The following is a 25,009-nucleotide window of genomic DNA, read 5'->3' as shown; positions in this document are numbered from 1 at the left end:
AGGTTATCCTACCGGCGTGGGTGCGATCCAGACCTCAGAATCCGACACCGCCGCTCCGGCCGGGCGGTTTTCCGCCGTGCAGGACGAGCGATTCGCCGCCGAAGTGCGCGAGTGGCTGGAGGAGAACCTCAACGGCGAATTCCGCGCGCTGCGCGGCCTCGGCGGTCCCGGCCGCGAACACGAGGCGTTCGACGAACGCCTGGCCTGGGACCGGCACCTGGCCGCGGCCGGGTGGACCTGCCTGGGCTGGCCGAAGGAGTACGGCGGCCGCGAGGCCACGGTGCGCCAGCAGGTCATCTTCCACGAGGAGTACGCCAAGGCGAACGCCCCCGCGCGGGTGTCGCACGTCGGCGAGGAACTGCTCGGCCCGACCTTGCTCGCGTTCGGCACCCAGGCCCAGAAGGACCGCTTCCTGCCCGGCATCCGCAACGTCAGCGAACTGTGGTGCCAGGGTTATTCGGAGCCCGGCGCAGGCTCCGACCTGGCCGCCATCACCACCTCGGCGCACCTGGACGGCGACGAGTGGTCGATCAACGGGCAGAAGATCTGGACCTCGCTGGCTCACGTGGCCGACTGGTGCTTCGTCGTCGCCCGCACCGAGCGCGGCTCCGCCAGGCACAAGGGTCTGTCCTACCTGCTGGTCCCGATGCGGCAGCCGGGCATCGACGTGCGTCCGATCATTCAGCTGACCGGGACCTCGGAATTCAACGAGGTCTTCTTCGACAACGCCCGCACCGCGGCCGACCTGGTGGTCGGCGAGCCGGGCGACGGCTGGCGGATCGCCATGGGCACGCTCACCTTCGAGCGCGGCATCTCCACCTTGGGTCAGCAGATCCGGTTCGCCCGCGAACTGGCCGACATCGAGGCTCTGGCCCGCCGCACCGGCGCGGCCGACGACCCGCTGATCGCCGACCGGATCGACCGCGCCTGGGTCGGGTTGCGCGTGCTGCGCGCGCACGCCATGCGCACGATGGAGGGCGCGGGCGTGGACGACGGCGCTGGCCAGGCCTCGGTGGCGAAACTGCTGTGGGCCAATTGGCATCGCGGGCTGGGGGAGCTGGCGATGGCCGTGCTCGGCGCCCGCGGCCTGGTGGCGGGCGAGAACGATCTCAACGAATGGCAGCGGCTGTATCTGTTCACCCGCGCCGACACCATCTACGGAGGTTCGAACGAAGTGCAGCGCAACATCATCGCCGAGCGGGTGCTCGGCCTGCCGCGCGAGGCCCGCCCGTGACCGGGCCGCTGTCGGTCGCCCCCGCGCCCGTTCCTGGGCACGGCCTGCTGACCGGACGTTCGGCCGTGATCACCGCGGCGGCGGGCACCGGCATCGGCTCGGCCACCGCGCGCAGGCTGCTGGCCGAGGGCGCGGACGTGGTGGTCTCCGACTGGCACGAGCGGCGTCTGGCCGAGACCGCGACCGAGCTGGCCGCCGAGTTCCCGGACCGGCGGGTCGCCTCGATCCCGTGCGACGTGCAGAGCACCGAACAGGTGAACGCGCTGATCCGCGGCGCCGCCGAGGCCGTCGGCCGCATCGACGTCATGGTCAACAACGCCGGGCTGGGCGGGGAGACGCCCGTGGTCGACATGACCGACGAGCAGTGGGACCGCGTCCTCGACATCACCCTCAACGGCACCTTCCGCTGCACCAGGGCCGCCCTCGGTTACTTCCGCGACGCGGGCCACGGCGGCGTGATCGTGAACAACGCCAGCGTGCTCGGCTGGCGCGCGCAGTACGGCCAGGCGCACTACGCGGCGGCCAAGGCGGGCGTCATGGCGTTGACCAGGTGCAGCGCAATCGAGGCTGCCGAACTCGGCGTCCGGATCAATGCGGTGGCCCCGAGCATCGCCAGGCACGCCTTCCTGGATAAGGTCAGCTCGACCGAGCTGCTCGACCGGCTGTCGGAGCGCGAGGCGTTCGGCCGCGCGGCCGAGCCCTGGGAGGTCGCCGCCACGATCGCGATGCTGGCCAGTGACTACACCACTTACCTGACCGGCGAGGTGGTCTCGATCAGCAGCCAACGCGCCTGAGCCACGGGCTTTTCGGGCTCGTCCGCTCTGCATGAGGCGGACGAGCGCACCCCGGCGACCATCGAGCAGCCGTTCGTCCGCCACGCCCGGAGAGATCTTCCACGCCGTATTGCGATCGCCTTCTCGTATCGCGGCTGCCGCGTGAAATGGGCGGCTGATCAGGTGGAAAAGGACGAGCCGGAGCGTGGCGCGGTGTGCCATGCTGGATGAGATCGGATCAGCGCTCTTCAAGGGGGCGATGGCTATGGGTCGCGATCGCCCACCTGCCCGCGAACAACTGGAACTCGATGTGGTGCGCGAAGTCGTGCTGGCCAGGCGGCGGCTCGACAGCCTCGTCCTCTCGGCCCTCACCCTCGGCGCCGAGCTCATCGAGCACACCTCCGAAAGCGCGGTCGCCACGGCGGCCGAGCGGATTCTCGAGCAGCACGCCGTCGACGAGGGAGAGGTCGCCCGCGATCCGCGGGGCGCCCTGCGGGCCGATCTGGCGCGCGATCGCGAGCGCGCCCGGCGCATCGGACTCAGCGCCGACAGCACGGAGAGCGAGCAGGAGCAGCGCAGGCAGCGCCAGACGGACTTGCTGTGCGAGGTGCGCGCCGACTTGCTCGCGGTGGTCGCGAAATGCCGGAAATTCCGTTTCGACCAGGTGACCTTCTCGGACGAGATCGCGCAGGGCCTGTGCGCGGCCACCGACAAACTGGTGATCGGGGCCGACATGGACACCTACCACGCCTGGCAGCGCGGCATGGTGCTCAAGCTGAGCGAGGAGCCGGTGCGCGGCGGCCCGCCGCGGGTGATGGCTACGGTGGACGCCGGTCCCGATCGCGGTCAGCTCACCGTGGAGTGGGACAGCTGCGAACGTCGTCTCGCGCTCGTCGCCAGGATGGCGCGCGCGGGCGTCTCGCCGGTGATCATCTGCGATCGCCTGCTCGCCGATCTCTCGGTGTCCTCGCCGCTGCGCTATTCGGCCCGTTGAACGGGGCCGCTGTACCAAGCAAATGCTTGGTTGTATGATGGCCGTGTGCCCGCACCAGACGCCTCTAAATCAGCACGGCGCAGCGAGTTGCTCGCCTTGGCGGCCGAATTGTTCGCCGAGCGGGGATTGCGCGCGACCACAGTGCGCGACATCGCCGACGCGGCCGGGATCCTATCGGGGAGCCTCTATCACCACTTCGATTCCAAGGAGTCGATGGTGGACGAGATCCTGCGCGGGTTCTTGGACGAACTGTTCGGCCGCTACCGCGAGATCGTCGCCTCCGGTCTGAGTTCGCGAGACACCTTGGAAGCCTTGGTGCTCGCGTCCTACGAGTCGTTCGACCGCTGGCACGCCGCGGTGGCGATCTACCAGGCCGAGGCGAAGCGGCTGCGCGACTCGGAGCGGTTCACCTACATCGCCGCGTACAACCGCGAATTCCGCGAGCTGTGGCACCGGGTGCTGACCAACGGCGTCCAGGACGGCAGTTTCCGGCCGGAGCTGGATGTCGAACTGGCCTACCGGTTCCTGCGTGACACGGTGTGGGTCGCGGTGCGGTGGTACCGCCCCGGCGGCTCGGTCACCGTCGAGAACCTCGCGAAGCAGTACCTGACCATCGTGCTCGACGGGCTCACCGCCGGCGAGCGCACCACGTAGGAGTCCTTACATGTCAGCACCTTCCGCGTCCCGTCGTCCGTATGCCCCGCTGCGGGACGCCTACGTGATCGATGCGGTACGCACCCCGGTCGGCAAGCGCGGCGGCGCACTGGCGGGCGTGCACCCGGCCGATCTGGGCGCGGCCGCGCTGCGCGGCCTGCTGGACCGCAACCCGATCGACCCGGGGAATGTGGACGACGTCATCGTCGGCTGCGTCGACAACGTCGGCCCCCAGGCGGGCAACATCGGCCGCACCATGTGGCTGGCCGCGGGCTATCCCGAAGAGGTGCCCGGCGTCACGGTGGACCGGCAGTGCGGATCCAGCCAGCAGGCCATCAATTTCGGCGCCCAAGCCATCATGAGCGGCACCGCCGAGGTGATCGTCGCGGGCGGCGTGCAGAACATGAGCGCGATCCCGATCTCCGCGGCCATGTTCGCGGGCAAGGAGTACGGCTTCGACTCGCCGTTCGTCGGATCGCAGGGCTGGGATCACCGCTACGGCACCGCCGAGGTGACCCAGTTCCGCGCGGCCCAGCTGATCGCCGAGAAGTGGGACATCAGCCGGGCGGAAATGGAACGCTGGGCGCTGCGCAGCCACGAGCGGGCCCGCGACGCGATCAAGAACGGCCGCTTCGACAACGAGATCGTGCCGGTCGGCGATTTCTGGATCGACCAGGGCCCGCGCGAGACCAGCCTGGAGAAGATGGCTTCGCTGCCCGCGCTGGCCGAGGGCAGCCCGCTGACCGCCGCGGTGGCCAGCCAGATCTCCGACGGCGCCAGCGCCACCCTGCTCGCTTCGGACTGGGCGGTGCGGGAGTACGGCTTGACGCCGCGAGCGCGCATCCACCACGTGAGCGCGCGCGGCGCGGACCCGATCTACATGCTCACCGCGCCGATCCCGGCGACCAAGTGGGCGCTGGAGAAGTCCGGTCTCACCATCGATGACATCGACGTGATCGAGATCAACGAGGCGTTCGCGCCCGTGGTGCTGTCCTGGCTGAAGGAGACCGGCGCGAATCCCGAGAAGGTCAACGTCAACGGCGGCGCCATCGCCCTCGGTCACCCGCTCGGCGCGACCGGCGCGAAGCTTTTCGCGACGCTGCTCAACGAGCTCGAACGGATCGAGGGCCGCTACGGCCTGCTCACCATCTGCGAGGGCGGCGGCACCGCCAACGCCACCATCATCGAGCGCCTGCCGCGCTGATCCGCGCGAGCGAGCGGCACGCCGAGAAGTTCGACATGCCGCTCGTATGTCGCGGATGGCGACGGGTCGTGGTCAGTCGGATTGCACCTCGTGATCCGACTGCCCCTGAGTCGACCCATCATTGATGGCGCCACGGCTCTGGTGGACCCGCCGTTCGCGCGGTCCTTATCGCTGTGAGCGCAGGTACTCGTCGTGTTCGCGGTCCTCGCGGTAGTAACGCTGGGTCAGCACGGTGAGACGGTTGATCTCGGCCGCCATAGCGGCGGGGGCGAGCGGTTTGGCGACGATGGGGTCGCCCGTTCTCACGTAGTAGCGGCCATCCGTGTAGTCCATCCACCAGAAACCGCGCCCGAAACTCGGGCGGGCGTCGACGGCCGGGCCGGCGAACACCGTGACCTCGCCCAGCCCGAGGCGTTCCCGCTTGAAGATCTGGTCCAGCCGCGCCACGGTGCCGACCTCGTACGGCTTGCGCACCGGCCGTTCCCGATCGGCGGTTACTTCTTCGCGGCGCACTTCGATCGGCGGATGCGTGCCCGCAGGCATCTTCGGCAGCGCGGCCACCGCTTTGGCGGCGACTCGCCCCGCGGCGCAATAACTCACGATCACGTCAGCTCCGGTGTCCGGTGCGTGGCCGGGGAGCTGGACCAGGGTGGCCCCGGCCTGCCCGCGTACCGCGCCGTGGAAACGGAACACGATCGACATGTCCGGGCCGCCCATGCCTTTGGACTCGACCCGTACCTCCGGCTCCAGCAATACGTCCAGCGCCTGTTCCAGCTCGACGGCGTATCGCCCGAGCAGCGCGTCGACCGCTTCCTCGCGTTGACGCTTCAGATCGGCGAAATCCATCTCTTCCGGACGATATTGCAGCGGGTACGGCAGACGGTCGCGACCATAGGCGGACCAAAGGATTTCGAATTCCTGCCCGGTGAAGCGCCAGTCAGCCATGCGGGTTGTCTCCGATGACCGGAGGAACGGCCTTCGGCAAGGAATCCAGACCGGTGAGTTCCTCGCCGTGGTGCTGGCTGATCAGATAGTCCTTGACGCCCGATGTCTCGCGTTCGTCGTCCTTGCCGCGAGACCCCATCCCCGGGGCGATGCCGCTCGTTCCGGTCGTGCCGGTTCGCGCCGTCTGGGCTCCGGTCGCCGTGGCGGCCCGCAGCGCGTTCGGCTGCTGCGGACCGGCCGGGACGTTGCGGCCCGGTGCGGGAGTTCCGGTGATGTTCGGTGCACCGGATACGACGGGGGCGCCGGGACGCCCGGGTGTATTCGGGCTCGTCGTCCCGGGCCGACCAGGCGTCGCCGGAGCGGTGGTGAAGTTCGGGCTCGGCGTAGTGGTGCTGCTCGGTGTCGTCGACGGCGTGTTCGATGTCGTCGGTTGTACGCCGGTCGACTGGTCCGCACCCGCCGGGGTGACTGCCTGCGGAGTGGTGGCGGGGTTGTTCTCGGGCGATTGTCGCGGGCCGTCGTCGGATCGGTCGGTGGTCTCCGGTTGCGCGGCTTCGGGCTGGTTCGACTCGGTAGTCGTCGTCTGCGGTGCGGAGGTATTCGAAGCGCCAGGTGACGAGATACCCGGCTGCTGCCCGGGATCTGCCACGATCTGCGGGGCCGTGGGCAGGACGGGCACACCGTGGTCGGTCTGATTCGCGACTTGGCCGTACACCGTCCGCAGAATCCGCCTCGCTTCCTGCGTCGCCTCCTCTTCGGTGTAATCGCCCGCCTTCATGACACCGTCTTGGGGCAGCGTCTTATCCCTCAGGTCCGGGCGTTCGGTGGCCTGCGGCATCAATGCCTGCGTCTGCTCGAGACCGGTATGCATCTCCGACAGCTTGAAACTCACCAGACACGCGGCATCCGCGAGATTCCCCGACTGATTCCGGTAGTTCGTCACCGCGTCCGCGGCCGCTTTCCCGGATTGCCCGGTCCAGCCCGGATTCGTGCCGTCCCCGGTCACGGTGCGGCCGAACTGCTCGTTGAACGCCTGAATCGCACCGGTCAGATTCATCCCGATGTTCAACCAGGCCTCCGACGCCTCGCGCACCGTACCCGGCCGCATCGCGTTCACGGCGTCGACCATCTGCGCCAACGTCATGCTGTCGTAGTTGTCCGGTCCCGGAATGCGCGGCGGCTCGTATTCCCCCTGGAACGACGTGCCCAACCGGCTGGTGAAGTCGTAGATCGTGTCACGCTCCCGATTCCACTGCTCCTGCGCGGCGATGATCCGGGCACGGTACTCCTCGTAGGTCATGGTTGCGCGTCCAAGCCGGTGAACTGGTCGGCTCTCGACTGGTCCAGCTCGACGAAGTTGGCGATTGCTTTGGCGACAACCTCTTTCGCGATCTTTACCGCGTCGATGTGCTGCATGAGTACGGCGTCCAAGGATTGCTCGGTGCCGGTCGATTTCAGGCTGAACTTCTCTTGCAGGGCATTGCTCGAAGGAAAACCGCCGAACCCACTCACGAGTCTGACGCGCCGCGTCATTTGCAGCAATCCGTCGAGCCGGTTCAGGTAATCGTCGCAGGCCTTGTCCAGCCCACGTCCCACGTCGGGATGTAAGGCGATCTCACCCGAGTTGGCCAGGTCCAGAACCCTTCGCCATTCTTGCCCGTCTGCGCCCGATATCATGGCTTCTCCTCAGCTTCCGGGCAGGTACTTCGCCAAATCGTCTACGTGGCGGTGAACTTGGACGCACGGATCGCCCTGCTTGCCAACTGAATACCGGGTGAGGACACCGAACGACACCGTTCCTCCCCGCACTGCGATCGCGATGCTGCAACCGAGACGTTGAGTGTCGCCGACATCCAAGAATTCGACGGCGCGACGTGAGCCGACGGTCTGTGGCACGAAGTGCTCGAAGTCAGGACGCTGCATGTACTCGTCGAGTGTCGGCGTCCCGGAGAAGATCGTCAGGTCGTACCAGCGTGAGCTCGCTCGCCAGCCACACACCTTCCAACCGGTGAAGTCCACCCCAGCAACGTCTTTTTCTTTGCTTGCCGGGTCCAAGCCTGTCCCCGATATCGCTGACTCAGGCAGATCGCAAGGATTCCACAGCGCGGCATCGGGATCGGGCGACTTCGTGGCCGAGCTCGTCGGGGGCGCCGACGTGGTCTGAGTCGGTGTGCCCCCGGTGGTGTCACTACACCCAGCCAGCGCTACCACCGCGCTGGTGGCGAGCACCGCGCCGCGCAAGACTTTCCCCCAGCTCGTCATCGGTTCCTCACCGCCGGGGCCGTAACGCATCGACGGGGGCCGGACCGGCTCCTCCGCCCCCTGCAAGCTGGGATCGACGCTACTGGGCGGTTCACGGGGTCGCAACAGTCGCCGACGGGTGAGGCCGAGCGCGGCGGAAACCGGAGCATAGTGGCGCAGGTGAGCGGAATCCTGACACGCTCGCGCTTCCGGGCGGTCGATAACGCCGAATTGGAAGTTCCACGTATTCGAAATGTTCGTAACGTTCGACTGTTCAATTATTAGTGACCATCTTTTCTGTACAGTTCGGGGGTGGCGAACATCGTTGAGCTCGTGCTGCTTTGGCTCGATGATGCTGCCCTGCATCCGATCGGTGGCAGTGGAGCGCTGATTAGATGAGGGGTCCGGGGGCCAATGCTGTCAGGGAGTTGTTCAGGCGAGTCCGTGACGATCTGCGCGGAATGCTGCGGCGCCAAGCCGAGGGTCACAATGCCTGGATACACGGCAAAGCCGAAGGCGTCAGAGAAACCGACCGCGTCATCCGAAGAAGCGACCAGGACGGATACGACCGGATCGCGGGCACCCGAGAACCGAGCGAGGCCGCGGGCGGTTCGGCTCCTGTCGCCGCACGCTCCGGGCGGACACCGCTCACCGATCTGTCGCATATGCGGCCGCTGGGTGACCTCTTCGACGGCGCTCGGCGCGGCGATCTCGACGACTACGACCTGACCCGGGAGTTGGGAGGACTACAGCGCAAGTACGGTCCCTATCACCTCGAGGATCTCGGCGCCTGGTACGAACGGCCTTGGGAACGCGAGGACGGAAGCATTCACCCCGACAACGTGGGGTTCACCGCGAAGATCTCCGGTCCCGGCGGAGAAGACGCCGGCTCGCTGCTCTACAGCTTCACGCGCGACAACGACGGGAGGCTCGTAGTCACCCATGACCTCACCGAACTGAACGAAGGCTTCACGGGCAAGGGATTCTCCACTGCCTTCGCCGCATCCACAGAGGACTACTTCCGTCGATCGGGTGTGGACAGAATAGAGTTGACCGCCACGAGACTGCGGCAAGACGACTCACTCGACGGCGCGGTCGCCTGGGCCAAGGCCGGCTACGACTGGAACCCGGATCCGGTGAAACTGGCGAAGTCCGTCAACAGCATGAGATCGAGGATCGACTCACTGCTCGACGGGGAAATTGGCACGCTGAGCCCCGCCGACACAGCGCTACTTCAGGACATGCGCACACGATTCGACGGACCGCCGGTGGGATATCCCTCACCCCAGGAACTGGTCATGCTCACCGGTGACAAGCTGAAACTCGGCGAGGAACTGATGAAAGGATCGTCATGGCACGGGATGAAGAAACTGTGACTCCCACCCCGGAAGAACGTGAGTTCATCGAGGCCCGCGGCAAAGCCACCTCCACCCATTTCATGCGGTTCGTCACCGAACGTGGCCTCGACACCGACCCCGATACTTGGCCCGCGGCCGACCGGGAAGAATTCGACCGGCAAGCACGCCGGCTGATCGAGGAATGGAAAAACCGCGCACGCGAAACCTTCGGCCTGTGAACGTCACCCGGCCCGCCTACCGCGCGGCGCCCCACCGTGGGTGACGCACGAGTTCGCTCACGGCACGGCGGTGAACAACTCGTAGCCGAGTACCCGGATCTGATGCTCCGGTTCACAGCGCACACATAGACACGGCCCAGCGCACACACGGCATGCAAGCCTCCGCTGTGGGCCTCTCGCGCCGATCGAAGGCGGAGAGCGCCGCAAGGTAGGCACCCGTCAGTCGAGTGGTACATGGCTGAGGCGAACCGCGAGTAGACCCTCCGTTATGTGCCACTCGACGAGGCGTCAGGCGGGGCGCACCCTCGCCTGGCGGGTGAGGTGGCTAGTCGACGGTATAGGTGCCGATGAGCTGGCCGTCTCCGATGCTCGCGTCGACGATCGCGGACCTCGCGTCGTTCGCCGACGTCCGCGCGTCCACCTTCACGGGACGCGAGAGCGCGTAGACGATGAATCGGTAATGGTGGACGCCGGTGCCTGCGGGTGGGCACGGTCCGAAGTATTCGGCGCGCTTCGCGCTGTTGAGGCTGACCACCCCGCCCGCGGGTGTCTGCCCCTCCGCGCTGGACGTGGTGGTCGTCGGGATATTGCTGACCACCCAATGGGTGAACAGGCCGCTCGGGGCGTCCGGGTCGTCGACGATCAGCGCCGATGTGGCGGCTTCCGGGGGCATCGTCCAGTTCAGCGGCGGCGGCTCGTTCCTGCCCTTGCAGGTGTAGACCACTGGAATCGGGTCGCCATGGTCGAAAGCGGTACTGCGCACGGAGATCTCGTTCGTCGCGGGCATCGCGGCCTCCGCTCGAGTCGAGGGATGGTGATCGAGTCCGACGGTTCGCCTGTCGCACGGCGGGCTGGCGCAATGTGGCGATCGACAGGCGAACCCTTTTATGTCGTTGTCAGTCCAGCGTAAGACGCTGTTGCGGGACCATCCAGATTATGGGCAAATCAGCCGTTATCACTGCATGTAGGCGGTCGGCCACCGCGAGGTCGGCTTCGAGGTCATGGCTCGCTTCGCCCGGCCGGCTATGCGGGGGGTCGCCCGATGTCGGTCCCTTTCGAGTTGGACACGGGCAGGGCGGCACCAGGGCGAACCGGCGGCCGCAATCCCTCAGTCCGACCCTGTTCCCGCCGACTGCTTGTCTCCGGCCAGCGCCGCGATCGTCTCGATCCGCTCCACCGCGTCGGTGACGATCCGATCGATCAGTTCCTTGCACGTGGGCAGGTCGTCGATGATCCCCGTGACCTGTCCCGCCGCGAGCACGCCCGCCTGGGTGTTGCCCTCGACCAATCCGGCGCGCAGGAGCATCGGCGTGTTCGCGGCCATGACGACCTGAGACCAGCTGAGGTCCTTGGTCTTTCGCATGGCCAAGCCGTCGCGGACCATCGTGGACCATTTCATGCCGGTCATGCTCTTGAACCGGGCCGCGTTGCCCACCGCTGCGGTGAGGCCGCGCCAACGGCCCGAATGCTCAAGCCGCTGAACCAGTTCGGTGTTCAGCACGCGGTGCGGCATGCCGTCGACCTTGAGCGACACCACCGTGTCCTGGAGCTGTCGCCGCAGGTACTCCTGCTTGACCGCATCGGGGACGGTGCTCTCCTGGGTGAGCAGGAACCGCGTGCCCATCGCGACACCCGCCGCGCCGTACGCCAGGGCGGCGGCCAGACCACGCCCGTCGAAGAATCCGCCCGCGGCGACCACGGGAATGTCCACCGCGTCCAGCACCGAGGGCAGCAGCAGGGTGGTGGCCACCGGGCCGGTGTGTCCGCCGCCCTCGCCGCCCTGCACGATCACGGCGTCCGCACCCCACGATGCGACTTTGACCGCGTGCTTGGCCGCGCCGATCGACGGAATGACCACCACCCCGGCGTCTTTCAGCTTCGCGATCAGGTCCTGCTTCGGCGCGAGCGCGAACGACGCGACCGCCACCTTCTCCCGGATCAGCAGATCGATCCGCTCTGACGCGTCCGCGGCGTCGGCGCGGATGTTCACGCCGAACGGTTTCGCGGTGTGCGCTTTGGTCTTCGCGATGGCCGCCTCGAGCTCGGCGAAGGTCATGGTGGCGGAGGCGAGGATGCCGAGTCCGCCCGCTTCGGCGGTGGCCGACACCAGGCTCGGGCCCGCGACCCAGCCCATGCCGGTCTGCACGATCGGGTGTTCGATGCCGACCAGATCGGTCAGCGGGGTACGCAAGCGCGGGCTCATGACGGGACCTCGGTTTCGCGAATCTTCTTGGGGTCGAGCACCTCACGGATCAACCGCAGCTCCTCGGCCGTGGGCTGCCGCGTCTCGCCCGCTTCGGCGAGCCCGGCGATCTCGAACGAGGTGTTATCCGCGACCTCGTCGGCGGTGACGCCGGGGTGCAGGCTGCGTGCGCGCATGGTGTGGCCTGGACCTTCGAAATCGAAGACGCCCAGATTGGTCACCACGCGGTGCAGGTGATGGAAGCGGTAGGCCGGGTCGGCCGCGTCGACCTTGTCGTATCCCACCCCGGAGACGATGTCGACCTTCTCGGTGAACACGCGCTCGGTGTGCCGCGCGACCCAGTAGCTGGTGGCGTGATTGATCGTGTTTCCCGGCGCGCCACGCACACCGAACATCTGCCGGGTCGGCTGCTGCAATGAGCCGAACGCCGAAAGGTTCTGGTTGCCGAACCGGTCGATCTGATTGGCGCCCATCACCACGTGCCTGCGCCCGGACGCCACCACGTCGAAGACTCTCCGGAACGGGATCCAGCCTTCGATCGGCGCTTTGCCGCCCAGCGGGGGAGTCTCGGCGAACAGCAGCGCCTCGCCGTCGGACAGCAGCAGATCCGGTTCGGTGGTGAGCTTGGCCAGCCGCGCGCCGATGATGGACATGGGCGACATGGGGCTGGCCATGATCTCGCCCGCGCCGCTGAAGATCTCCGCGCAGGCGATGGCGCAGATCTCGGCGCGGGTGACGGTCTCGGTGCTGGTCATCACGCCTCCTCGGCGAATCGGCGGACGGCGGCCTGGTACTGCTCCTCGGAGCCGGCCAGATAGGTGTCGACGAACCGCTGCCACGACTCCGGCGTCTTCGCGGACTCCACGTAGTGCTTTTGGAACTTCTCGTCCCGGCCGTAGTCGTCGGCCGCCAGGGTGAAGTGCGCGCCGCCGGGGGCCTCGACCACGCCGTCCACCATCATGCGGTTGAGCAGCAGCGATTGCAGCGGGACGGTTTTCACCAGTTCGTCGGTCTCCACGACGCGCTCGACCGAGACGTAGCGGCGCTGCGCCGCCAGGCAGAACAGATCGTCGAAGTAGGGGTCGACGCCGGTGTAGGCGGCGTTGCCGTGCGCGTCGCCGAGATTCAGGTGTACCAGCGCCGCGTCGAGATTCAGGGCGGGCATGGCGATCAGAGTCTCCGGCGTGCCGTCGACGGGGTAGGGCGATTCGACCGTCTTCAACTCGCCCTCCCAGAAGTTCGGAACGTCCGAGCCGAGCCCGGCGCGGATCGGCAGGAACGGCAGTCGCGCCGCCGCGGCCTCCAGCCCGCACTTGAGCATGCCTTCGTCCATCTCACGGGCGACCAGCGCCCCCGCGGTGCGCGCCTTGGCGAACCACGGGTCGTAGAACGGCGCCGAATCCAGCGACACGAAGCCGTAGTACGCCTTGCACACCTTCCCCGCCGAACACAACAGCCCGAGATCTGGCCCGCCGTAACCGACCACGGTCAGGTCTGTGAGGTCCGAACGCAGAATGGCTCGCACCAGCGCCATCGGCTTGCGCCGTGACCCCCAGCCACCGATGCCGATGGTCATCCCGCTGCGCAGCTCGCCGACGACCTCGTCGAGCGACATCCGCTTGTCTCGCATGGGTAATTCCTCTCTCACTGCCCGCTCTTGCGCGCCGCGAGGTCGTCGTCGAACCGGGCGCGGATCTCGTCGGCGACGCCGGCGAGGTTGAGTTCGAAGGTGAATCCCTGCTCGTACCGGTAGCTGCGGTGCACGTCCTGCACGTCGATGCCGTTCAGCGCCCGCTTGGCCGCCCGGATCACCCGGCCGTCCTTGGCCGCGATGTTCTTGGCCAGCTCCAAGGCGGCGGCGTCGAGTTCGGCGCGCGGCACCACCTGGTACACCGAGCCGTAGTGGTGCAGCTGCTGGGCGGTGATGGTGCTCGCGGTGTAGAACAGCGCGCGCATCAGGTGCTGCGGCACCAGCCGTGCCAAGTGGGTGGCCGCGCCGAGCGCGCCGCGATCGACCTCGGGCAGCCCGAAGGTCGCGTCGTCGGAGGCGATCACGACATCCGCGTTGCCCACCAGACCGATGCCGCCGCCGAGGCAGAAGCCCTGTACCACCGCGATCACCGGAACCTGGCACTCGTACACCGCCGCGAACGCCTCGAAGCAGCCGTGATTGGCGTCGATGAGCGCCTGATGGCCGGGCTTGCTCTGGATCTCCTTGATGTCCACACCCGCGTTGAAACCGCGGTTCTCCGCGCGCAGCACCACCACCTTGGTGTCCGGGTCGCGGCCCGCCGCGCGCACTTCGTCGGCGATGGCGAACCAACCGTCCGTGGGGATGGCGTTGACCGGCGGATAGTCGACCGTGACCACGCTGATTCCGGTCGATTCGGAGTGGCGGTTGATCCCCATGGCAAGTCCCATCGTGTGTGAACGCATTGGCAAAGCAAGCAGTTGCTTGGTAGGTTAGCACGGTGCCACTCGAAATCGATCTGTCCGGCCGCGTCGTTCTGGTGACGGGCGGTGTGCGCGGTGTGGGCGCGGGCGTGAGCAAGGCGTTCCTTGCCGCCGGCGCCACCGTCGTGGCCTGTGCGCGGCGACCGGCTGACGCGCCCGTCGAAGTCGACGGCCGCTCGATCGACTACGTGCCGTGCGATGTGCGGGACGAGGACGCGGTGCGCGCCCTGATCGACACGATCACCGAGCGCCACGGCCGCCTCGACCATCTGGTGAACAACGCGGGCGGCGCTCCGTTCGCACTCGCCGCCGAGGCGAGCAAGAAGTTCCACGCCAAGATCGTCGAGCTGAACCTGCTCGCTCCGCTGCTGCTGGCGCAGGCCGCCAACGCGGTGATGCAGCGGCAGGACGAGGGCGGTTCCATCGTGAACATCTCCAGCGTCAGCGGGCACCGTCCGTCGCCGGGCACCGCCGCCTACGGCGCGGCGAAAGCTGGCGTGGACAGTCTCACCGGCTCGCTCGCCGTCGAGTGGGCGCCGAGGGTTCGGGTGAACTCGCTGGTGGTGGGACCGGTCGACACCGAGCTGAGCCGACTGCACTACGGCGATCAGGACGGCGTCGACGCGGTGGGCCGGACCATTCCCCTGGGTCGCATGGCCCGACCCGACGACGTCGGCCGCTGCGCCGTCTTCCTGGCCTCGCCGCTGGCCGCATACGTCAGCGGCGCGACCCTGCTGGTGCACGGCGGCGGCGAACGGCCCGCCTTCCTCGCCGCTTCCAATGCCGACCAGCAGTCCTGAACAAGACCGCACACGAAGAAGGACACATATGGACACCGAGCAGATCTGCGCCGGGCGCGTCGTCATCGTCACCGGCGCGGGCCGGGGCATCGGCCGCGCGCACGCCCTCGCTTTCGCCGCGGCGGGCGCCAGCGTGGTGGTCAACGACATCGGTTCGACCCTCGACGGCGCGGCCACCGCGGAAACGCCCGCCGCGCAGGTGGTCGCCGAGATCGAGGCGCTGGGCGGCCGGGCGGTGGCCAACGGCGACGACGTCGCCGACTGGGAAGGCGCCCGCAGGCTCGTCCGCCAGGCCGTCGACACCTTCGGCAAGCTGGACGTGCTGGTCAACAACGCCGGGTTCGTGCGCGACCGGATGTTGGTCAATCTCAGCGAGGACGAGTGGGACGCGGTGGTCCGCGTGCACCTGAAAGGCCACTTCGCGACCATGCGGCACGCGATCGAATACTGGCGTGCGGAGGCCAAGGCGGGTCGTCCGGTCGACGGACGGATCATCAACACCAGCTCCGGCGCCGGACTGCAGGGCAGCGTCGGACAGAGCAATTACGGGGCGGCCAAGGCCGGTATCGCGGGCCTGACGCTGACCGCCGCCGCCGAATTCGCCCGCTACGGCGTGACGGTGAACGCGATCGCCCCGTCCGCGCGCACCAGGATGACCGAGACGGTGTTCGCGGACATGATGGCGGCGCCGGAAAGCGGCTTCGACGCGATGGCGCCGGAGAACGTGTCTCCGCTGGTCGTATGGCTGGGCAGTGCGCAGTCGGCGGCGGTGACGGGGCGGGTCTTCGAGGTGGAAGGCGGCAAGGTGGCGCTGGCCGACGGCTGGCGGCACGGTGAGCCCGCCGACCGCGGCGCCCGCTGGGATCCGGCCGAGCTCGGACCGGTCGTGGCCGACCTGATCGCCAAAGCGACTCCGCCGGAGCCGGTATACGGCGCCTGAGCGGCCTTGGCCCGTCGACGGGCGCGTTCGCGGGCCGGGGTCTAGTATGGGCACCCGTCCGTTCGGAAAGTCCCGTGTGAGAGTGGCGACCGGGCACAGAACTGCGCTTCGACTGATGAGGGGAAGGCTCGGCGCATGAGAGTAGGTCGCGCGTTCCGTGTGCAGGCAGCGTCCGGCGCCGTCGCGGGCCGCGCTCTGCGCGGCGGCAGGGTTTCCGCCCACGTGCCACTTTCCCGCCCATCGTGCGCGGTGGATCCCGAGTCGCTGCGCGACGACAGCGGCGATCCCTGGCTTCCGCTGGCCGTGCCGGGGCAGCGGTCGGAGGTCGATGCGGCCCCTGCCCGGCCGACCGCTGAAACGGGTTCGGCCGCAGTGGGTTCGGCGGCCGCCGGGTCGTCCGGTCTGGGCGTGCGCTCGGCAGCGGGTCGGCCGTGCAATCGCGCTCTACCCGGCGGGCATCGTGGTGCTCGCGGTACCGGCCGTGGATCGGATCCGGCGCGCGGCCCGGGTCGCGACCGGCAGTCCGGCCTTGGCTCGGCCCGCGTGGAAGGTCGCGACCCTGCTCATCGCAGATCGGCGACATGCTGACTCGCCGCCCGGCGGCGGCCTCGTGCTGGCGGAACGCGCACCGACCGCCTCGGTGGTGGTCCGGACCGACCGGGTGAGCGCGGTGGATTGCTCCGTCCGAAGGCTTTAGTCCGGGCGGAGCGTGCAGGCACGTCTCGCGCGCCTATCGGACCACCGCGCCCGGCTGCGCTCGAAATTGATCGACCTCGCGCAAATACGATCAATCCGGCGCAATAGCCGAACGCGGACTATTCGGACAGACCGGTTGGGCCGGGAATCCTCTTCGACATGAACGACTGTCGGCGAACCGCGCCGAAAGTGCATATGTAAGCACATCATAGGGAGGGCGGCACTAACCGGCCTGCGGTGGCGGCCCCAATTTCTCTGGGCACGACCGCACGCCGGTTGCGTGCTTCGCCCGCTTACGCGTGCGCAAAACACAGCACAGTGCGACCCGATGGGTCGCACTGTGCTGCCGTGCAGAAGAACCTATTCGGTTCCATCCGGAGGAATTTCGGGCAAGCCCTCGCTTGCCCGCAACTTCTCCGCCATGGATGTGAGGAGGTTCTGTGATTCTTCGGACAAGTCGAACGCTCTACTCGACAGCCGTCGCAGTCCATAGCCCTGCAGCTGGGACAGCAGCTCCAGATCGTGATCGATCTTGGCGGCATAGATGTCGTTGAAGAAGTAGTCCGGCTTGACTTTGAAGAACTTCGCCAGGGCGGCCACCGTCTCATCGGACGGGTTCGTCCGTTGTCCCGACCGCAACTGCGACAGGTACGGTTTCGAGATCGGATGTCCGGAGGCCGTCAGCGCCGCCGCGACCTCCGCGTTGGTGTGCGGCTTACGCCCCGGGGGATGCACGGTTTCGAACAGCTTGTTCAGCCGCGCCGCGAAATCAGCCATTGTGAGCCGCCCAATTCCCTTCGCTGTACTAACAGTCGTTATCTCGGATACGTATCATTGATATTAGCGGCTCAGTAACTGAAAACCTACGCCTGATTCCGGATTTCCTTGAAGCTTCTAGGTCGGAAGGCGGCGAAGGCACTGGGACGGTCGCGTTTGCGGGTCACGCCAAGGCCTCTCGAGAAGCCGCGGTACGAACCGGTTCTGGCCCGTCGCTGCGGTCTCTACGCAAGGGGTCTTGATAGCCGCAAGATAGCTGACATCTCATGGACTCGGCGGTACATGGGTTTGTGTGGCGTACGACACGTTTGCGCGCCTAGGGGATGAACGTTCAACAAACGCGCATGAAATGGTTGAACTCACAAACGTTCGATGATCGTTCCTGTCGCGAGTGCGCCACCGGCGCACATGAGAACCATTGCGGTGCTGCGGTCGGAGCGCTCCAGTTCGTGCAAAGCCGTTGTGATCAGGCGGGATCCGGTGGAGCCGACCGGATGCCCGAGAGCGATGGCGCCGCCGTTGACATTAACCCGATCCATGTCCGGCTGGTGTACAGAAGCCCAGGAAAGTGCGACCGACGCGAACGCTTCGTTGATCTCGAAAAGGTCGATGTCGCCGATATTCATGCCGGACCGCTCCAGCAGCCTGGTGCACGCCTGCACAGGGCCGTCGAGGTGGAACTCCGGCTCCGCGCCGACCACCGCCTGCGTGACGATCCGCGCCCGCGGACGCAAACCCGCTCGCTGCGCGGCCTTCTCGTCCATCAGCAGCACCGCGGCGGCGCCGTCGGAGATCTGTGAGGAGGATCCGGCGGTGTGCACGCCGCCCTCCAGGACCGGCTTCAGCTTCGCCAGACCTTCGACAGTGGTCTCGCGCAGGCCCTGATCCCGTGACACATCGAGCTTTTCGCCGGTGAAGTTGCCCTCTTTGTCGGCTGCGGGGGCGGTGACGGTGAGCACCTCGCGATCGAACCGGCCCTCTGCCCACGCCTGCGCGGCCAGGCGCTGCGAGCGTGCGCCGAACGCGTCCACGTCCGCGCGGGTGATGCCGCGCCGCTTGGCGATTCGCTCGGCCGCCTCGAACTGGTTGGGCAGGTCGATGTTCCACGACGCGGGCCTGCGCGGCCCCGCGTTCTCGCCGACATTGGCGCCCAGCGGAACCCGGCTCATCGCCTCCACGCCACAGGCCATGCCGATGTCGATGGCGCCGGCCGCGATCAGGCCCGCGATCAGATGATTGGCCTGCTGAGCGGAGCCGCACTGGGTGTCGATCGTGGTGGCGCCGACCTGCCACGGCAGGCCCGCGTGCAGCCACGCGACCCGGGTGACGTTGTTGGACTGCTCGCCCGCCTGGGTGACGCAGCCGCCGATGACCTGTTCGACCTGCGCGGGGTCCAGGTGTGCGCGCTCGAGCAGCCCGCGCTGGGCCGCGCCGAGCAGTTCGGCCGCGTGCAGGCCCGACAGCCAGCCGCCGCGCTTGCCGATCGGGGTCCGTGCGGCCTCGACGATCACGGGTGTGCCCATGTCCAACCTCTCTTTATGGGACAGAAAACTGAAACGCGTTCATGGCACTTGTCAGGGGCGGATCTATCCGGTTTCTTTCCTCGTTCTCCCGCCTGTGCTTCAATGATTATAGAACGTGTTTCAGTTTGTCGAAGGAGACATCTGGTGGTAGACACTCGGAATGCCCGGCCGAATCTTCCGGACGGGTTCGACGTCACGGACCCGGACATCTACGCCGAGCGTGTTCCGGTCGAGGAGTTCGCCGAACTGCGCCGGACGGCGCCGATCTGGTGGAACCCGCAGTCCCCGGACGTCAGCGGCTTCCACGACGACGGCTTCTGGGTGGTGAGCAAGCACGCCGACGTCAAAGAGGTCTCGCGGCGCAGCGACGTGTTCTCCAGTTACGAGAACACCGCCATCCCGCGGTTCAACGACGACATCGCCCGGGAGCAGATCGAGCTGCAGCGGATCGTCCTGCTGAACATGGACGCGCCGGAGCACACCAAGCTGCGCAAGATCATCTCGCGCGGCTTCACCCCGCGCGCCATCAACGGCCTGCGCGCGGAGCTGTCGGCCCGTGCGGAGTCCATCGTGAAGGCGGCGGCCGAGTCGGGTTCCGGCGACTTCGTCACCCAGATCGCGTGCGAACTGCCGCTACAGGCCATCGCCGAGCTGATCGGCGTCCCGCAGGAAGACCGGATGAAGGTCTTCTCCTGGTCCAACGACATGACCGGCTACGACGACCCGGAGAGCACCGCCGACCCGGTCGCGGCTTCCGCCGAGATCCTGGGCTACGCCTACCAGATGGCGGCCGCGCGCAAGCAGTGCCCGGCCGACGACATCGTCACGACGCTGATCGAAGCCGATGTCGACGGTGACAAGCTCACCGAAGAGGAGTTCGGCTTCTTCGTGATCATGCTCGCCGTCGCGGGCAACGAGACCACGCGCAACGCCATCTCGCACGGCATGATCGCGTTCCTGGAGAACCCGGACCAGTGGGAGCTGTTCAAGAAGGAACGTCCCGCCACGGCCGCCGACGAGATCATCCGGTGGGCCACTCCGGTCACCTCGTTCCAGCGGACCGCGCTGGAGGACACGGAACTCGGCGGCGTGCAGATCAAGAAGGGCCAGCGGGTGGTCATGCTGTACCGCGCGGCCAACTTCGACGAAGAGGTCTTCGACCAGCCGGAGAAGTTCGACATCATGCGCGCGGACAACCCGCACCTGGCCTTCGGCGGCACCGGGGCGCACTTCTGCATCGGGGCGAACCTGGCCCGGCTGGAGATCGACCTGATCTTCAACGCCATCGCCGACCACCTGCCCGACATCACCAAGGTCGCCGACGCCAAGCGGCTGCGTTCGGGCTGGCTCAACGGGATCAAGGAGTTCCCGGTCGACTACAAGACCTGCCCGGTCGCGCACTGAGACATGGAAAAGGCCCTCGCACTTCGGTGCGAGGGCCTTTTCGTCCGGTACCGAGTCAGTCGACCGGACGCGCGGTCTTCATGGCGCGATCGACCTCCCAGAACGCCCGCAGCGCGGCGATCTTGCCGTCCTCGTTCACCCGGTAGGTGAACACGCCGTCGGCGTCGATCCGGTGCCCGCCGAGGGTGCTGCGGATCGTGCCGGTGAAGGCGACCTCGTTGCCGCAGGCGAACGAGTCGCCGAAGAGGAACTCGATCAGATCGGTCTTCGCGATCGCCTTGTCCCAGAACGCGGCGATGGCCTCCGTGCCGCGGTGACCCTTGCCCTCCGGGTCGAAGCCCGACGGGCCGATGGGGTCCTCCACGATGCCGTCCTCGGCGAACAGCGCGACCCAGGCCCGCTTGTCCCGTGCTCGCACGGCGGCCTGTGACGCAAGGCCCGCGGCCCGGGCCGGATGCTCGGCGGTGGTCATACGGCCTCCTTCGACCGATTGAAGGGTCTCACCGCGCGGCGAGCACGGGTTCGGCTATGTACTGTCGCGCGAACTCGCGCAGCGAGTCCTGTTTGGCGGCGAGCTCACCGTCGAATCCGATGCCGTCGGCCAGCCAGGGCACCACGATCGCGTCGGTGACGCCCGCGTCCGCGAGGTCCTGATAGCCCGACCGTCCGAAGCGATCGACGCACACCGCCTGGATCTCGAACGGCTCGTCGGCCCGGTCGTACTCGGCGCGCAGCGTGCCGAGCTTGCCGATGGTGCTCCGGAGTTCGTCATAGGTCATCATGGCCGAGGTCCAGCCGTCGCCGACCCGTGCGGCGCGGCGTAATGCCGCGTCGGTGTGCCCGCCGATATAGAACGGCACCGGCTCGCTCGGGGCCGGGCTGATCTGCAGCGGATCGAAGTCGAAGAACTCGCCGTGGTATTCGACCATGCCACCGGCGAGCACCAGCTTGATCACCTCGATCATCTCGTCCACCCGCGCGCCGCGGCGTGCGAAGGGCACGCCGCACCACTCGAACTCCTCCGGCGCCCAGCCGATTCCGACGCCGAAACCGAAGCGGTTGCCCGACAGGTTGGCCACCGAGCCGACCTGCCGGGCCAGCAGCAGCGGATTGCGCGAACCCAGCTTCAGCACGTTCGTGTAGAAGCGGATGCGGCTGGTGACGGCCGCCATGGCGGTCGCGCCGATGAGCGGGTCGACCCACGGGGTCTCCGGCCCCCAGAACCGGCTGCCGTCGGCGGTGTAGGGGTACTTCGCCGCCGCCGACTTCATGTAGAACAACGAATCCGGCAGGGCGATGGACGAGAAACCGCACTCTTCGGCGGTTTTCGCGAGCTCCGGCAGCTGGTCCAGCGGACTCAGCGCGATGCCGACGGTGAACTTCAGCGCAGTCACCGCCGCTCCGATCCGACCACCCACATCGAGAAGTACTGCGAACCGCCGCCGTACGCGTGTCCCAGCGCCTTGCGCGCGCCCTCGACCTGGTAGTCCCCGGCCCGCTGCATGACCTGCTTGGCCGCCTCGGCGAACCGGATGAGCCCGGAGGCGCCGATCGGGTTGGACGACAGCACGCCGCCGGACGGATTGACCGGAAGAGTGCCGCCGATTTCGGTCTCGCCCTTGTCGGTGAGCTTCCACCCGTCGCCCTGCGGCACGAAGCCCAGGTTCTCCAGCCACATCGGTTCGAACCAGGAGAACGGGACGTAGATCTCGGCTACGTCGATCTCCTCGAGCGGGTTGGTGATGCCGGCCGCCTGCCACAGCGCCGCCGCCGCGTCGCGGCCCGCCTGCGGGTTGACCTGGTCGCGCCCGGAGAATGTGGTCGGTTCGGTACGCATCGCGGTGCCGTGCACCCAGGCGACCTTGCGGCCGGTGGCCTCGACCGCCTCGGCGGCGTCCGCGTCGCCCAGCACGATCGCGCACGCGCCGTCGGAAGAGGGGCAGGTCTCGTCGAAGCGGATCGGGTCCCACAGCATCTGCGAGGCGAGCACCGATTCCAGCGTGATGTCTGGCTGCTTCAGGTGGGCCAGCGGGTTCTTGGCGCCGTTGCGGCGATCCTTCACCGCCACCATGGCGCCGATGTGACCCGGGGCGTTGGAGCGCCGGAGGTAGGAACGTACGTGCGGCGCGAAGTAGCCGCCCGCGCCCGCGCCGACCGGCATGGTGAACGGCACCGGAATCGACAACGCCCACATGGCGTTCGACTCCGACTGCTTCTCCCACGCCACCGCGAGCACGCGCTTGTGCACACCCGCCTGCACCAGATTGGTCGCGACGATGCCGGTGGAGCCGCCGACGGAACCAGCGGTGTGCACCCGCAGCAGCGGCTTGCCGGTGGCGCCGAGCGCGTCCGCCATGAACAGCTCGGGCATCATGACGCCCTCGAACCCGTCGGGCGCCTTGCCGACCACGACCGCGTCGATATCGGCGATGGTGAGACCGGCGTCGGCGAGGGCGCGATCGATGGCCTCGCGGCACATCCCCGACATGGAGACGTCGGTCCGTTTCGTCACGTGATGGGTCTGTCCGGTGCCGAGCACCGCAGCTGGCAAGCTCATCGGTTCTCCGATCCCAAGACGGTCACAAGGTTCTGCTGGAGCGCGGGGCCGCTGGTGGCGTGGGCCAGGGCGCGATTCGCCGAGCCCGCGATGATCGCCTCGGCCGCGAAGCCGATGCGCTCCAGGCCCGCGGCGAACATCGGGTTGGCCGCGAGCGCGCCGCCGGACGGATTCACCTTCGTACCGTTCTTCAGCCCGATCGCCTCGGCGAGGATCAGCTGCTGATGGCTGAACGGCGCGTGCAGCTCGGCGATGTCGAAGCCGCTGACGTCGCCGCCGGTGACCGCGCGGGCGGCGGCGGCCGTCGAAGGCGAGACGGTGAGGTCACGCGCACCGAGCACGGGAGTATCGATCCGATGCGCCATGCCGGTGATCCACGCGGGGCGTTCGCACAGTTCGCGGGCGCGGTCGCCCACGGCGAGCACGATGGCGGCCGCACCGTCGGTGATCGGCGCGATGTCGTGCGCGCGCAGCGGATCCGCGACGTAGGGCTGGTCGAGCAGGCTGTCGGCGTCACCGTCGCCTGCCACGACGGCCGCCATGTCCCGCTCGGTCCAGCGGCCCGCGTCCAGACCGGCGCGCGCCTGCAGGCCGGCGATGGACCAGGCGTCCGGCCACAGCGGCGCGACCAGGTAGGGGTCCAGCTGCATGGTGAGCACCTGGCGCTGCGTGCCCGCGGAGGACTTGCCGAAGCCGTACACCAGTGCCGTCGTCGCCTGCCCGGAGCGCAGTTTCACCCACGCCTCGTACAGCGCCCATGCGGCGTCCATCTCCACGTGCGATTCGTTGATCGGCGGCACCGCGCCGATGGCGTCGATCGCCGAGATGAACGAGAAGGCCCGTCCGGCAAGGTAATCGGACGAGCCGGAGCACCAGAAGTCGATATCGGACTTGGTGATGCCGAGTCGGTCGTAGAGCTGCTGGAAGCAGGGCACCAGCATCTCGACACCGTTGGTGGTGCCGAAGGTCTCCGGCACGTGCGGCGCGTGGGCGAAGCCCACGACCGCGATGTCGGTGGCGTTGTCAGTCAACGTGCGCCTCTCTCAGAGGTGGTGCTTATAGGTCTCGTAGTCGGCGTCCGGCTCGCCGGAGGGACGGAAGTGGTCCACGTTCTCCAGCCCGTAGCCCCACTCCTCGCGCGGCTTCCACACCGCCTGCACCCGCATGCCCATCCGCACCTCGCTCGCGTCGCAGCCGAGCACCAGGTGCAGCACCGGGATGTCCGCGCCGTCCAGCAGCACGTAGGCCGCGACGTAGGGCGGCTTGATCCGCTGGCCCATGAACGGCACATTGACGATGCAGAAGGTGGTCACGGTGCCGTGATCGGACAGTTCGATGAACTCGTCGGTCGGCCTGCCGTCGGTCGGATTCGCGCCGCGCGGCGGGAAGTACACCTTGCCCGCGGCGTCGGTGCGCGCGCCGATCAGCTTGCCTTCGGCGAGTCCACGCAGGTACACGGTCTCCTGCGGCGAGGCGGTGTGCTTGTAGGACAGGTCGACCGGCGTCGTGATCATGGTGACCGGATCGGCCGAGGCGGACTCCACCGGTGCCGAAGCATGCTCGCCCGGCTCGAAGCAGAGGATGTCGCGAATGCTGCCCTCGGTCTGCTCGGCCCAGCGGGCGGTCACCCGTAAGCCTTTGCGGATGTCCTCGGGTGCGGCGACGTCGACGGCGTGCAGCAGCGTCGTGTCCGCGCCGTCCAACCGGATCAGCGCCCAGGCGAACGGGCGGTCGAACGGCTGGCCCGGCAGCGGCTCGCGCACCCAGGTCCAGGATTCGACGGTGCCGGTCTCGGCGACGTCGACGAACTCGGTCAGCGGTTCGGCGGTGATCGGATCGTATTCCGGCGGCGGCACGATCACCCGGCCGTCCGACCCGCGCGCGCCGACGATCTTGTGGTCGCGCAATCGGGTCAGAAAGGTTCCGATGGTGGTGCCGACGGAGCGGGTGTAATCGAAACGCACCCGCAGGGGCGCGCTGAGTACCTCGGGCACGGCGTCCGTGTTCAATGCCGTGCCGCTACCACCAGCGATT

General features: G+C 67.8%; 27 protein-coding genes. 10 read left to right on the top strand and 17 right to left on the bottom strand.

The annotated features are described in order from the left end of the window. The first annotated feature begins 16 nt into the window (after positions 1–16). The 5 genes from ACIA5H_RS06400 to ACIA5H_RS06380 all read left to right on the top strand — a co-directional run bounded on the left by ACIA5H_RS06400 (position 17) and on the right by ACIA5H_RS06380 (position 4,859). Entirely contained in the window at positions 17–1,234 is a 1,218-nt protein-coding gene (locus ACIA5H_RS06400; protein ID WP_355076830.1) for an acyl-CoA dehydrogenase family protein, read from the top strand. Further along, positions 1,231–2,028, top strand: a complete 798-nt coding sequence (locus ACIA5H_RS06395) for an SDR family oxidoreductase (RefSeq protein ID WP_397074321.1) — start codon at positions 1,231–1,233, stop codon at positions 2,026–2,028. The genes ACIA5H_RS06400 and ACIA5H_RS06395 overlap by 4 nt, the downstream gene beginning before the upstream one ends. Positions 2,029–2,227: 199 nt before the next feature. Next, entirely contained in the window at positions 2,228–3,001 is a 774-nt protein-coding gene (locus tag ACIA5H_RS06390) for a hypothetical protein (RefSeq protein WP_379250361.1), read from the top strand. Positions 3,002–3,046: 45 nt separating this feature from the next. Continuing rightward, positions 3,047–3,655, top strand: coding sequence for a TetR/AcrR family transcriptional regulator (locus tag ACIA5H_RS06385; RefSeq protein ID WP_355076835.1), 609 nt, complete (start codon positions 3,047–3,049; stop codon positions 3,653–3,655). Between the two features lie 10 nt (positions 3,656–3,665). Beyond that, the gene (locus ACIA5H_RS06380) at positions 3,666–4,859 is read left to right on the top strand and encodes an acetyl-CoA C-acetyltransferase (RefSeq protein WP_397074318.1); all 1,194 of its coding nucleotides are present in this window, start codon (positions 3,666–3,668) and stop codon (positions 4,857–4,859) included. Between the two features lie 165 nt (positions 4,860–5,024). Here ACIA5H_RS06380 and ACIA5H_RS06375 read toward each other — a convergent pair whose 3' ends face one another. The 4 genes from ACIA5H_RS06375 to ACIA5H_RS06360 are packed head-to-tail and all read right to left on the bottom strand — an operon-like array spanning position 5,025 to position 8,411. Beyond that, on the bottom strand, positions 5,025–5,804 hold the full coding sequence (locus ACIA5H_RS06375) for an ESX secretion-associated protein EspG (RefSeq protein WP_355076837.1): 780 nt from the start codon (positions 5,802–5,804) through the stop codon (positions 5,025–5,027). Next, complete coding sequence (locus tag ACIA5H_RS06370; protein ID WP_397074315.1) at positions 5,797–7,104, bottom strand: hypothetical protein; 1,308 nt, start codon at positions 7,102–7,104, stop codon at positions 5,797–5,799. The genes ACIA5H_RS06375 and ACIA5H_RS06370 overlap by 8 nt, the downstream gene beginning before the upstream one ends. Then, positions 7,101–7,481: a hypothetical protein gene (locus ACIA5H_RS06365; protein ID WP_397074313.1), complete on the bottom strand. Its 381-nt coding sequence runs from the start codon at positions 7,479–7,481 to the stop codon at positions 7,101–7,103. Before ACIA5H_RS06365 ends, ACIA5H_RS06370 begins: the two co-directional genes overlap by 4 nt. A gap of 9 nt (positions 7,482–7,490) precedes the next feature. After that, entirely contained in the window at positions 7,491–8,411 is a 921-nt protein-coding gene (locus ACIA5H_RS06360; protein ID WP_397074311.1) for a DUF3558 domain-containing protein, read from the bottom strand. Between the two features lie 62 nt (positions 8,412–8,473). On the opposite strand from ACIA5H_RS06360, the gene ACIA5H_RS06355 reads away from it, so the two are divergent. Both ACIA5H_RS06355 and ACIA5H_RS06350 read left to right on the top strand, forming a co-directional pair. Further along, on the top strand, positions 8,474–9,421 hold the full coding sequence (locus ACIA5H_RS06355; protein ID WP_379250366.1) for a hypothetical protein: 948 nt from the start codon (positions 8,474–8,476) through the stop codon (positions 9,419–9,421). Beyond that, positions 9,397–9,621, top strand: coding sequence for a hypothetical protein (locus ACIA5H_RS06350; protein WP_157106555.1), 225 nt, complete (start codon positions 9,397–9,399; stop codon positions 9,619–9,621). The genes ACIA5H_RS06355 and ACIA5H_RS06350 overlap by 25 nt, the downstream gene beginning before the upstream one ends. Before the next feature lie 325 nt (positions 9,622–9,946). On the opposite strand, the gene ACIA5H_RS06345 is transcribed toward ACIA5H_RS06350, so the two are convergent. From ACIA5H_RS06345 to ACIA5H_RS06325, 5 genes are all read right to left on the bottom strand, one after another. After that, positions 9,947–10,408, bottom strand: coding sequence for a YbhB/YbcL family Raf kinase inhibitor-like protein (locus tag ACIA5H_RS06345; protein ID WP_355076845.1), 462 nt, complete (start codon positions 10,406–10,408; stop codon positions 9,947–9,949). A 321-nt stretch (positions 10,409–10,729) separates the two neighbouring features. Beyond that, positions 10,730–11,824 (bottom strand): nitronate monooxygenase, encoded by a 1,095-nt coding sequence (locus tag ACIA5H_RS06340; protein ID WP_355076847.1) that lies wholly within the window; start codon positions 11,822–11,824, stop codon positions 10,730–10,732. Beyond that, entirely contained in the window at positions 11,821–12,579 is a 759-nt protein-coding gene (locus tag ACIA5H_RS06335) for a CoA-transferase subunit beta (protein ID WP_397074307.1), read from the bottom strand. Before ACIA5H_RS06335 ends, ACIA5H_RS06340 begins: the two co-directional genes overlap by 4 nt. Then, entirely contained in the window at positions 12,579–13,454 is an 876-nt protein-coding gene (locus ACIA5H_RS06330) for a CoA transferase subunit A (RefSeq protein WP_397074305.1), read from the bottom strand. The genes ACIA5H_RS06335 and ACIA5H_RS06330 overlap by 1 nt, the downstream gene beginning before the upstream one ends. Positions 13,455–13,468: 14 nt before the next feature. Next, positions 13,469–14,233 (bottom strand): enoyl-CoA hydratase family protein, encoded by a 765-nt coding sequence (locus tag ACIA5H_RS06325; protein WP_039794869.1) that lies wholly within the window; start codon positions 14,231–14,233, stop codon positions 13,469–13,471. Between the two features lie 62 nt (positions 14,234–14,295). Here ACIA5H_RS06325 and ACIA5H_RS06320 point away from each other — a divergent pair, with 62 nt between their 5' ends. Both ACIA5H_RS06320 and ACIA5H_RS06315 read left to right on the top strand, forming a co-directional pair. After that, positions 14,296–15,078 carry an SDR family oxidoreductase gene (locus ACIA5H_RS06320; RefSeq protein ID WP_397074303.1) on the top strand — a complete coding sequence of 261 codons (783 nt, stop codon included), beginning with the start codon at positions 14,296–14,298 and terminating at the stop codon, positions 15,076–15,078. 28 nt (positions 15,079–15,106) lie between these two features. After that, entirely contained in the window at positions 15,107–16,018 is a 912-nt protein-coding gene (locus tag ACIA5H_RS06315) for an SDR family oxidoreductase (RefSeq protein ID WP_379250371.1), read from the top strand. A gap of 444 nt (positions 16,019–16,462) precedes the next feature. On the opposite strand, the gene ACIA5H_RS06310 is transcribed toward ACIA5H_RS06315, so the two are convergent. The 3 genes from ACIA5H_RS06310 to ACIA5H_RS06300 all read right to left on the bottom strand — a co-directional run bounded on the left by ACIA5H_RS06310 (position 16,463) and on the right by ACIA5H_RS06300 (position 19,014). Continuing rightward, positions 16,463–16,585, bottom strand: a complete 123-nt coding sequence (locus tag ACIA5H_RS06310; protein ID WP_397074300.1) for a hypothetical protein — start codon at positions 16,583–16,585, stop codon at positions 16,463–16,465. Between the two features lie 489 nt (positions 16,586–17,074). Beyond that, on the bottom strand, positions 17,075–17,491 hold the full coding sequence (locus ACIA5H_RS06305; protein WP_011207048.1) for a helix-turn-helix domain-containing protein: 417 nt from the start codon (positions 17,489–17,491) through the stop codon (positions 17,075–17,077). A gap of 359 nt (positions 17,492–17,850) precedes the next feature. Continuing rightward, positions 17,851–19,014, bottom strand: a complete 1,164-nt coding sequence (locus ACIA5H_RS06300; protein ID WP_397074298.1) for a steroid 3-ketoacyl-CoA thiolase — start codon at positions 19,012–19,014, stop codon at positions 17,851–17,853. Positions 19,015–19,116: 102 nt separating this feature from the next. Here ACIA5H_RS06300 and ACIA5H_RS06295 point away from each other — a divergent pair, with 102 nt between their 5' ends. Next, positions 19,117–20,418, top strand: a complete 1,302-nt coding sequence (locus tag ACIA5H_RS06295; protein WP_356963623.1) for a cytochrome P450 — start codon at positions 19,117–19,119, stop codon at positions 20,416–20,418. A 55-nt stretch (positions 20,419–20,473) separates the two neighbouring features. Here ACIA5H_RS06295 and ACIA5H_RS06290 read toward each other — a convergent pair whose 3' ends face one another. The 5 genes from ACIA5H_RS06290 to ACIA5H_RS06270 are packed head-to-tail and all read right to left on the bottom strand — an operon-like array spanning position 20,474 to position 24,984. Then, positions 20,474–20,890: a nuclear transport factor 2 family protein gene (locus tag ACIA5H_RS06290; protein WP_355076857.1), complete on the bottom strand. Its 417-nt coding sequence runs from the start codon at positions 20,888–20,890 to the stop codon at positions 20,474–20,476. Positions 20,891–20,918: 28 nt separating this feature from the next. Next, complete coding sequence (locus ACIA5H_RS06285; protein ID WP_397074511.1) at positions 20,919–21,803, bottom strand: TIGR03619 family F420-dependent LLM class oxidoreductase; 885 nt, start codon at positions 21,801–21,803, stop codon at positions 20,919–20,921. A gap of 5 nt (positions 21,804–21,808) precedes the next feature. After that, a complete protein-coding gene (locus ACIA5H_RS06280; protein WP_397074294.1) occupies positions 21,809–22,975 on the bottom strand; it encodes a thiolase domain-containing protein in 1,167 nt (388 codons plus the stop codon). After that, complete coding sequence (locus tag ACIA5H_RS06275) at positions 22,972–24,006, bottom strand: thiolase domain-containing protein (protein WP_379250373.1); 1,035 nt, start codon at positions 24,004–24,006, stop codon at positions 22,972–22,974. Before ACIA5H_RS06275 ends, ACIA5H_RS06280 begins: the two co-directional genes overlap by 4 nt. 12 nt (positions 24,007–24,018) lie before the next feature. Next, entirely contained in the window at positions 24,019–24,984 is a 966-nt protein-coding gene (locus tag ACIA5H_RS06270; protein WP_379250374.1) for a Zn-ribbon domain-containing OB-fold protein, read from the bottom strand. Between the last annotated feature and the right edge of the window lie 25 nt (positions 24,985–25,009).

The organism is Nocardia sp. NPDC051900 (assembly GCF_044452545.1).
In the GTDB taxonomy this organism is placed as follows: domain Bacteria; phylum Actinomycetota; class Actinomycetes; order Mycobacteriales; family Mycobacteriaceae; genus Nocardia; species Nocardia sichangensis.
This window is presented reverse-complemented; position numbering and strand designations above follow the sequence as displayed.

Excerpts from the sequence above, each read along its gene's own strand:
- ACIA5H_RS06315 (WP_379250371.1), top strand. The coding sequence starts at position 15,107 with ATGGACACCGAGCAGATCTGCGCCGGGCGCGTCGTCATCGTCACCGGC.
- ACIA5H_RS06380 (WP_397074318.1), top strand. The coding sequence starts at position 3,666 with ATGTCAGCACCTTCCGCGTCCCGTCGTCCGTATGCCCCGCTGCGGGAC.
- ACIA5H_RS06300 (WP_397074298.1), bottom strand. The coding sequence starts at position 19,014 with ATGGGCACACCCGTGATCGTCGAGGCCGCACGGACCCCGATCGGCAAG.
- ACIA5H_RS06390 (WP_379250361.1), top strand. The coding sequence starts at position 2,228 with ATGCTGGATGAGATCGGATCAGCGCTCTTCAAGGGGGCGATGGCTATG.
- ACIA5H_RS06370 (WP_397074315.1), bottom strand. The coding sequence starts at position 7,104 with ATGACCTACGAGGAGTACCGTGCCCGGATCATCGCCGCGCAGGAGCAG.
- ACIA5H_RS06340 (WP_355076847.1), bottom strand. The coding sequence starts at position 11,824 with ATGAGCCCGCGCTTGCGTACCCCGCTGACCGATCTGGTCGGCATCGAA.
- ACIA5H_RS06335 (WP_397074307.1), bottom strand. The coding sequence starts at position 12,579 with ATGACCAGCACCGAGACCGTCACCCGCGCCGAGATCTGCGCCATCGCC.
- ACIA5H_RS06325 (WP_039794869.1), bottom strand. The coding sequence starts at position 14,233 with ATGGGGATCAACCGCCACTCCGAATCGACCGGAATCAGCGTGGTCACG.
- ACIA5H_RS06290 (WP_355076857.1), bottom strand. The coding sequence starts at position 20,890 with ATGACCACCGCCGAGCATCCGGCCCGGGCCGCGGGCCTTGCGTCACAG.
- ACIA5H_RS06360 (WP_397074311.1), bottom strand. The coding sequence starts at position 8,411 with ATGCAGGGCAGCATCATCGAGCCAAAGCAGCACGAGCTCAACGATGTT.
- ACIA5H_RS06310 (WP_397074300.1), bottom strand. The coding sequence starts at position 16,585 with ATGAGCAGGGTCGCGACCTTCCACGCGGGCCGAGCCAAGGCCGGACTG.
- ACIA5H_RS06345 (WP_355076845.1), bottom strand. The coding sequence starts at position 10,408 with ATGCCCGCGACGAACGAGATCTCCGTGCGCAGTACCGCTTTCGACCAT.
- ACIA5H_RS06375 (WP_355076837.1), bottom strand. The coding sequence starts at position 5,804 with ATGGCTGACTGGCGCTTCACCGGGCAGGAATTCGAAATCCTTTGGTCC.
- ACIA5H_RS06280 (WP_397074294.1), bottom strand. The coding sequence starts at position 22,975 with ATGAGCTTGCCAGCTGCGGTGCTCGGCACCGGACAGACCCATCACGTG.
- ACIA5H_RS06350 (WP_157106555.1), top strand. The coding sequence starts at position 9,397 with ATGGCACGGGATGAAGAAACTGTGACTCCCACCCCGGAAGAACGTGAG.
- ACIA5H_RS06330 (WP_397074305.1), bottom strand. The coding sequence starts at position 13,454 with ATGCGAGACAAGCGGATGTCGCTCGACGAGGTCGTCGGCGAGCTGCGC.
- ACIA5H_RS06365 (WP_397074313.1), bottom strand. The coding sequence starts at position 7,481 with ATGATATCGGGCGCAGACGGGCAAGAATGGCGAAGGGTTCTGGACCTG.
- ACIA5H_RS06295 (WP_356963623.1), top strand. The coding sequence starts at position 19,117 with ATGATTATAGAACGTGTTTCAGTTTGTCGAAGGAGACATCTGGTGGTA.
- ACIA5H_RS06305 (WP_011207048.1), bottom strand. The coding sequence starts at position 17,491 with ATGGCTGATTTCGCGGCGCGGCTGAACAAGCTGTTCGAAACCGTGCAT.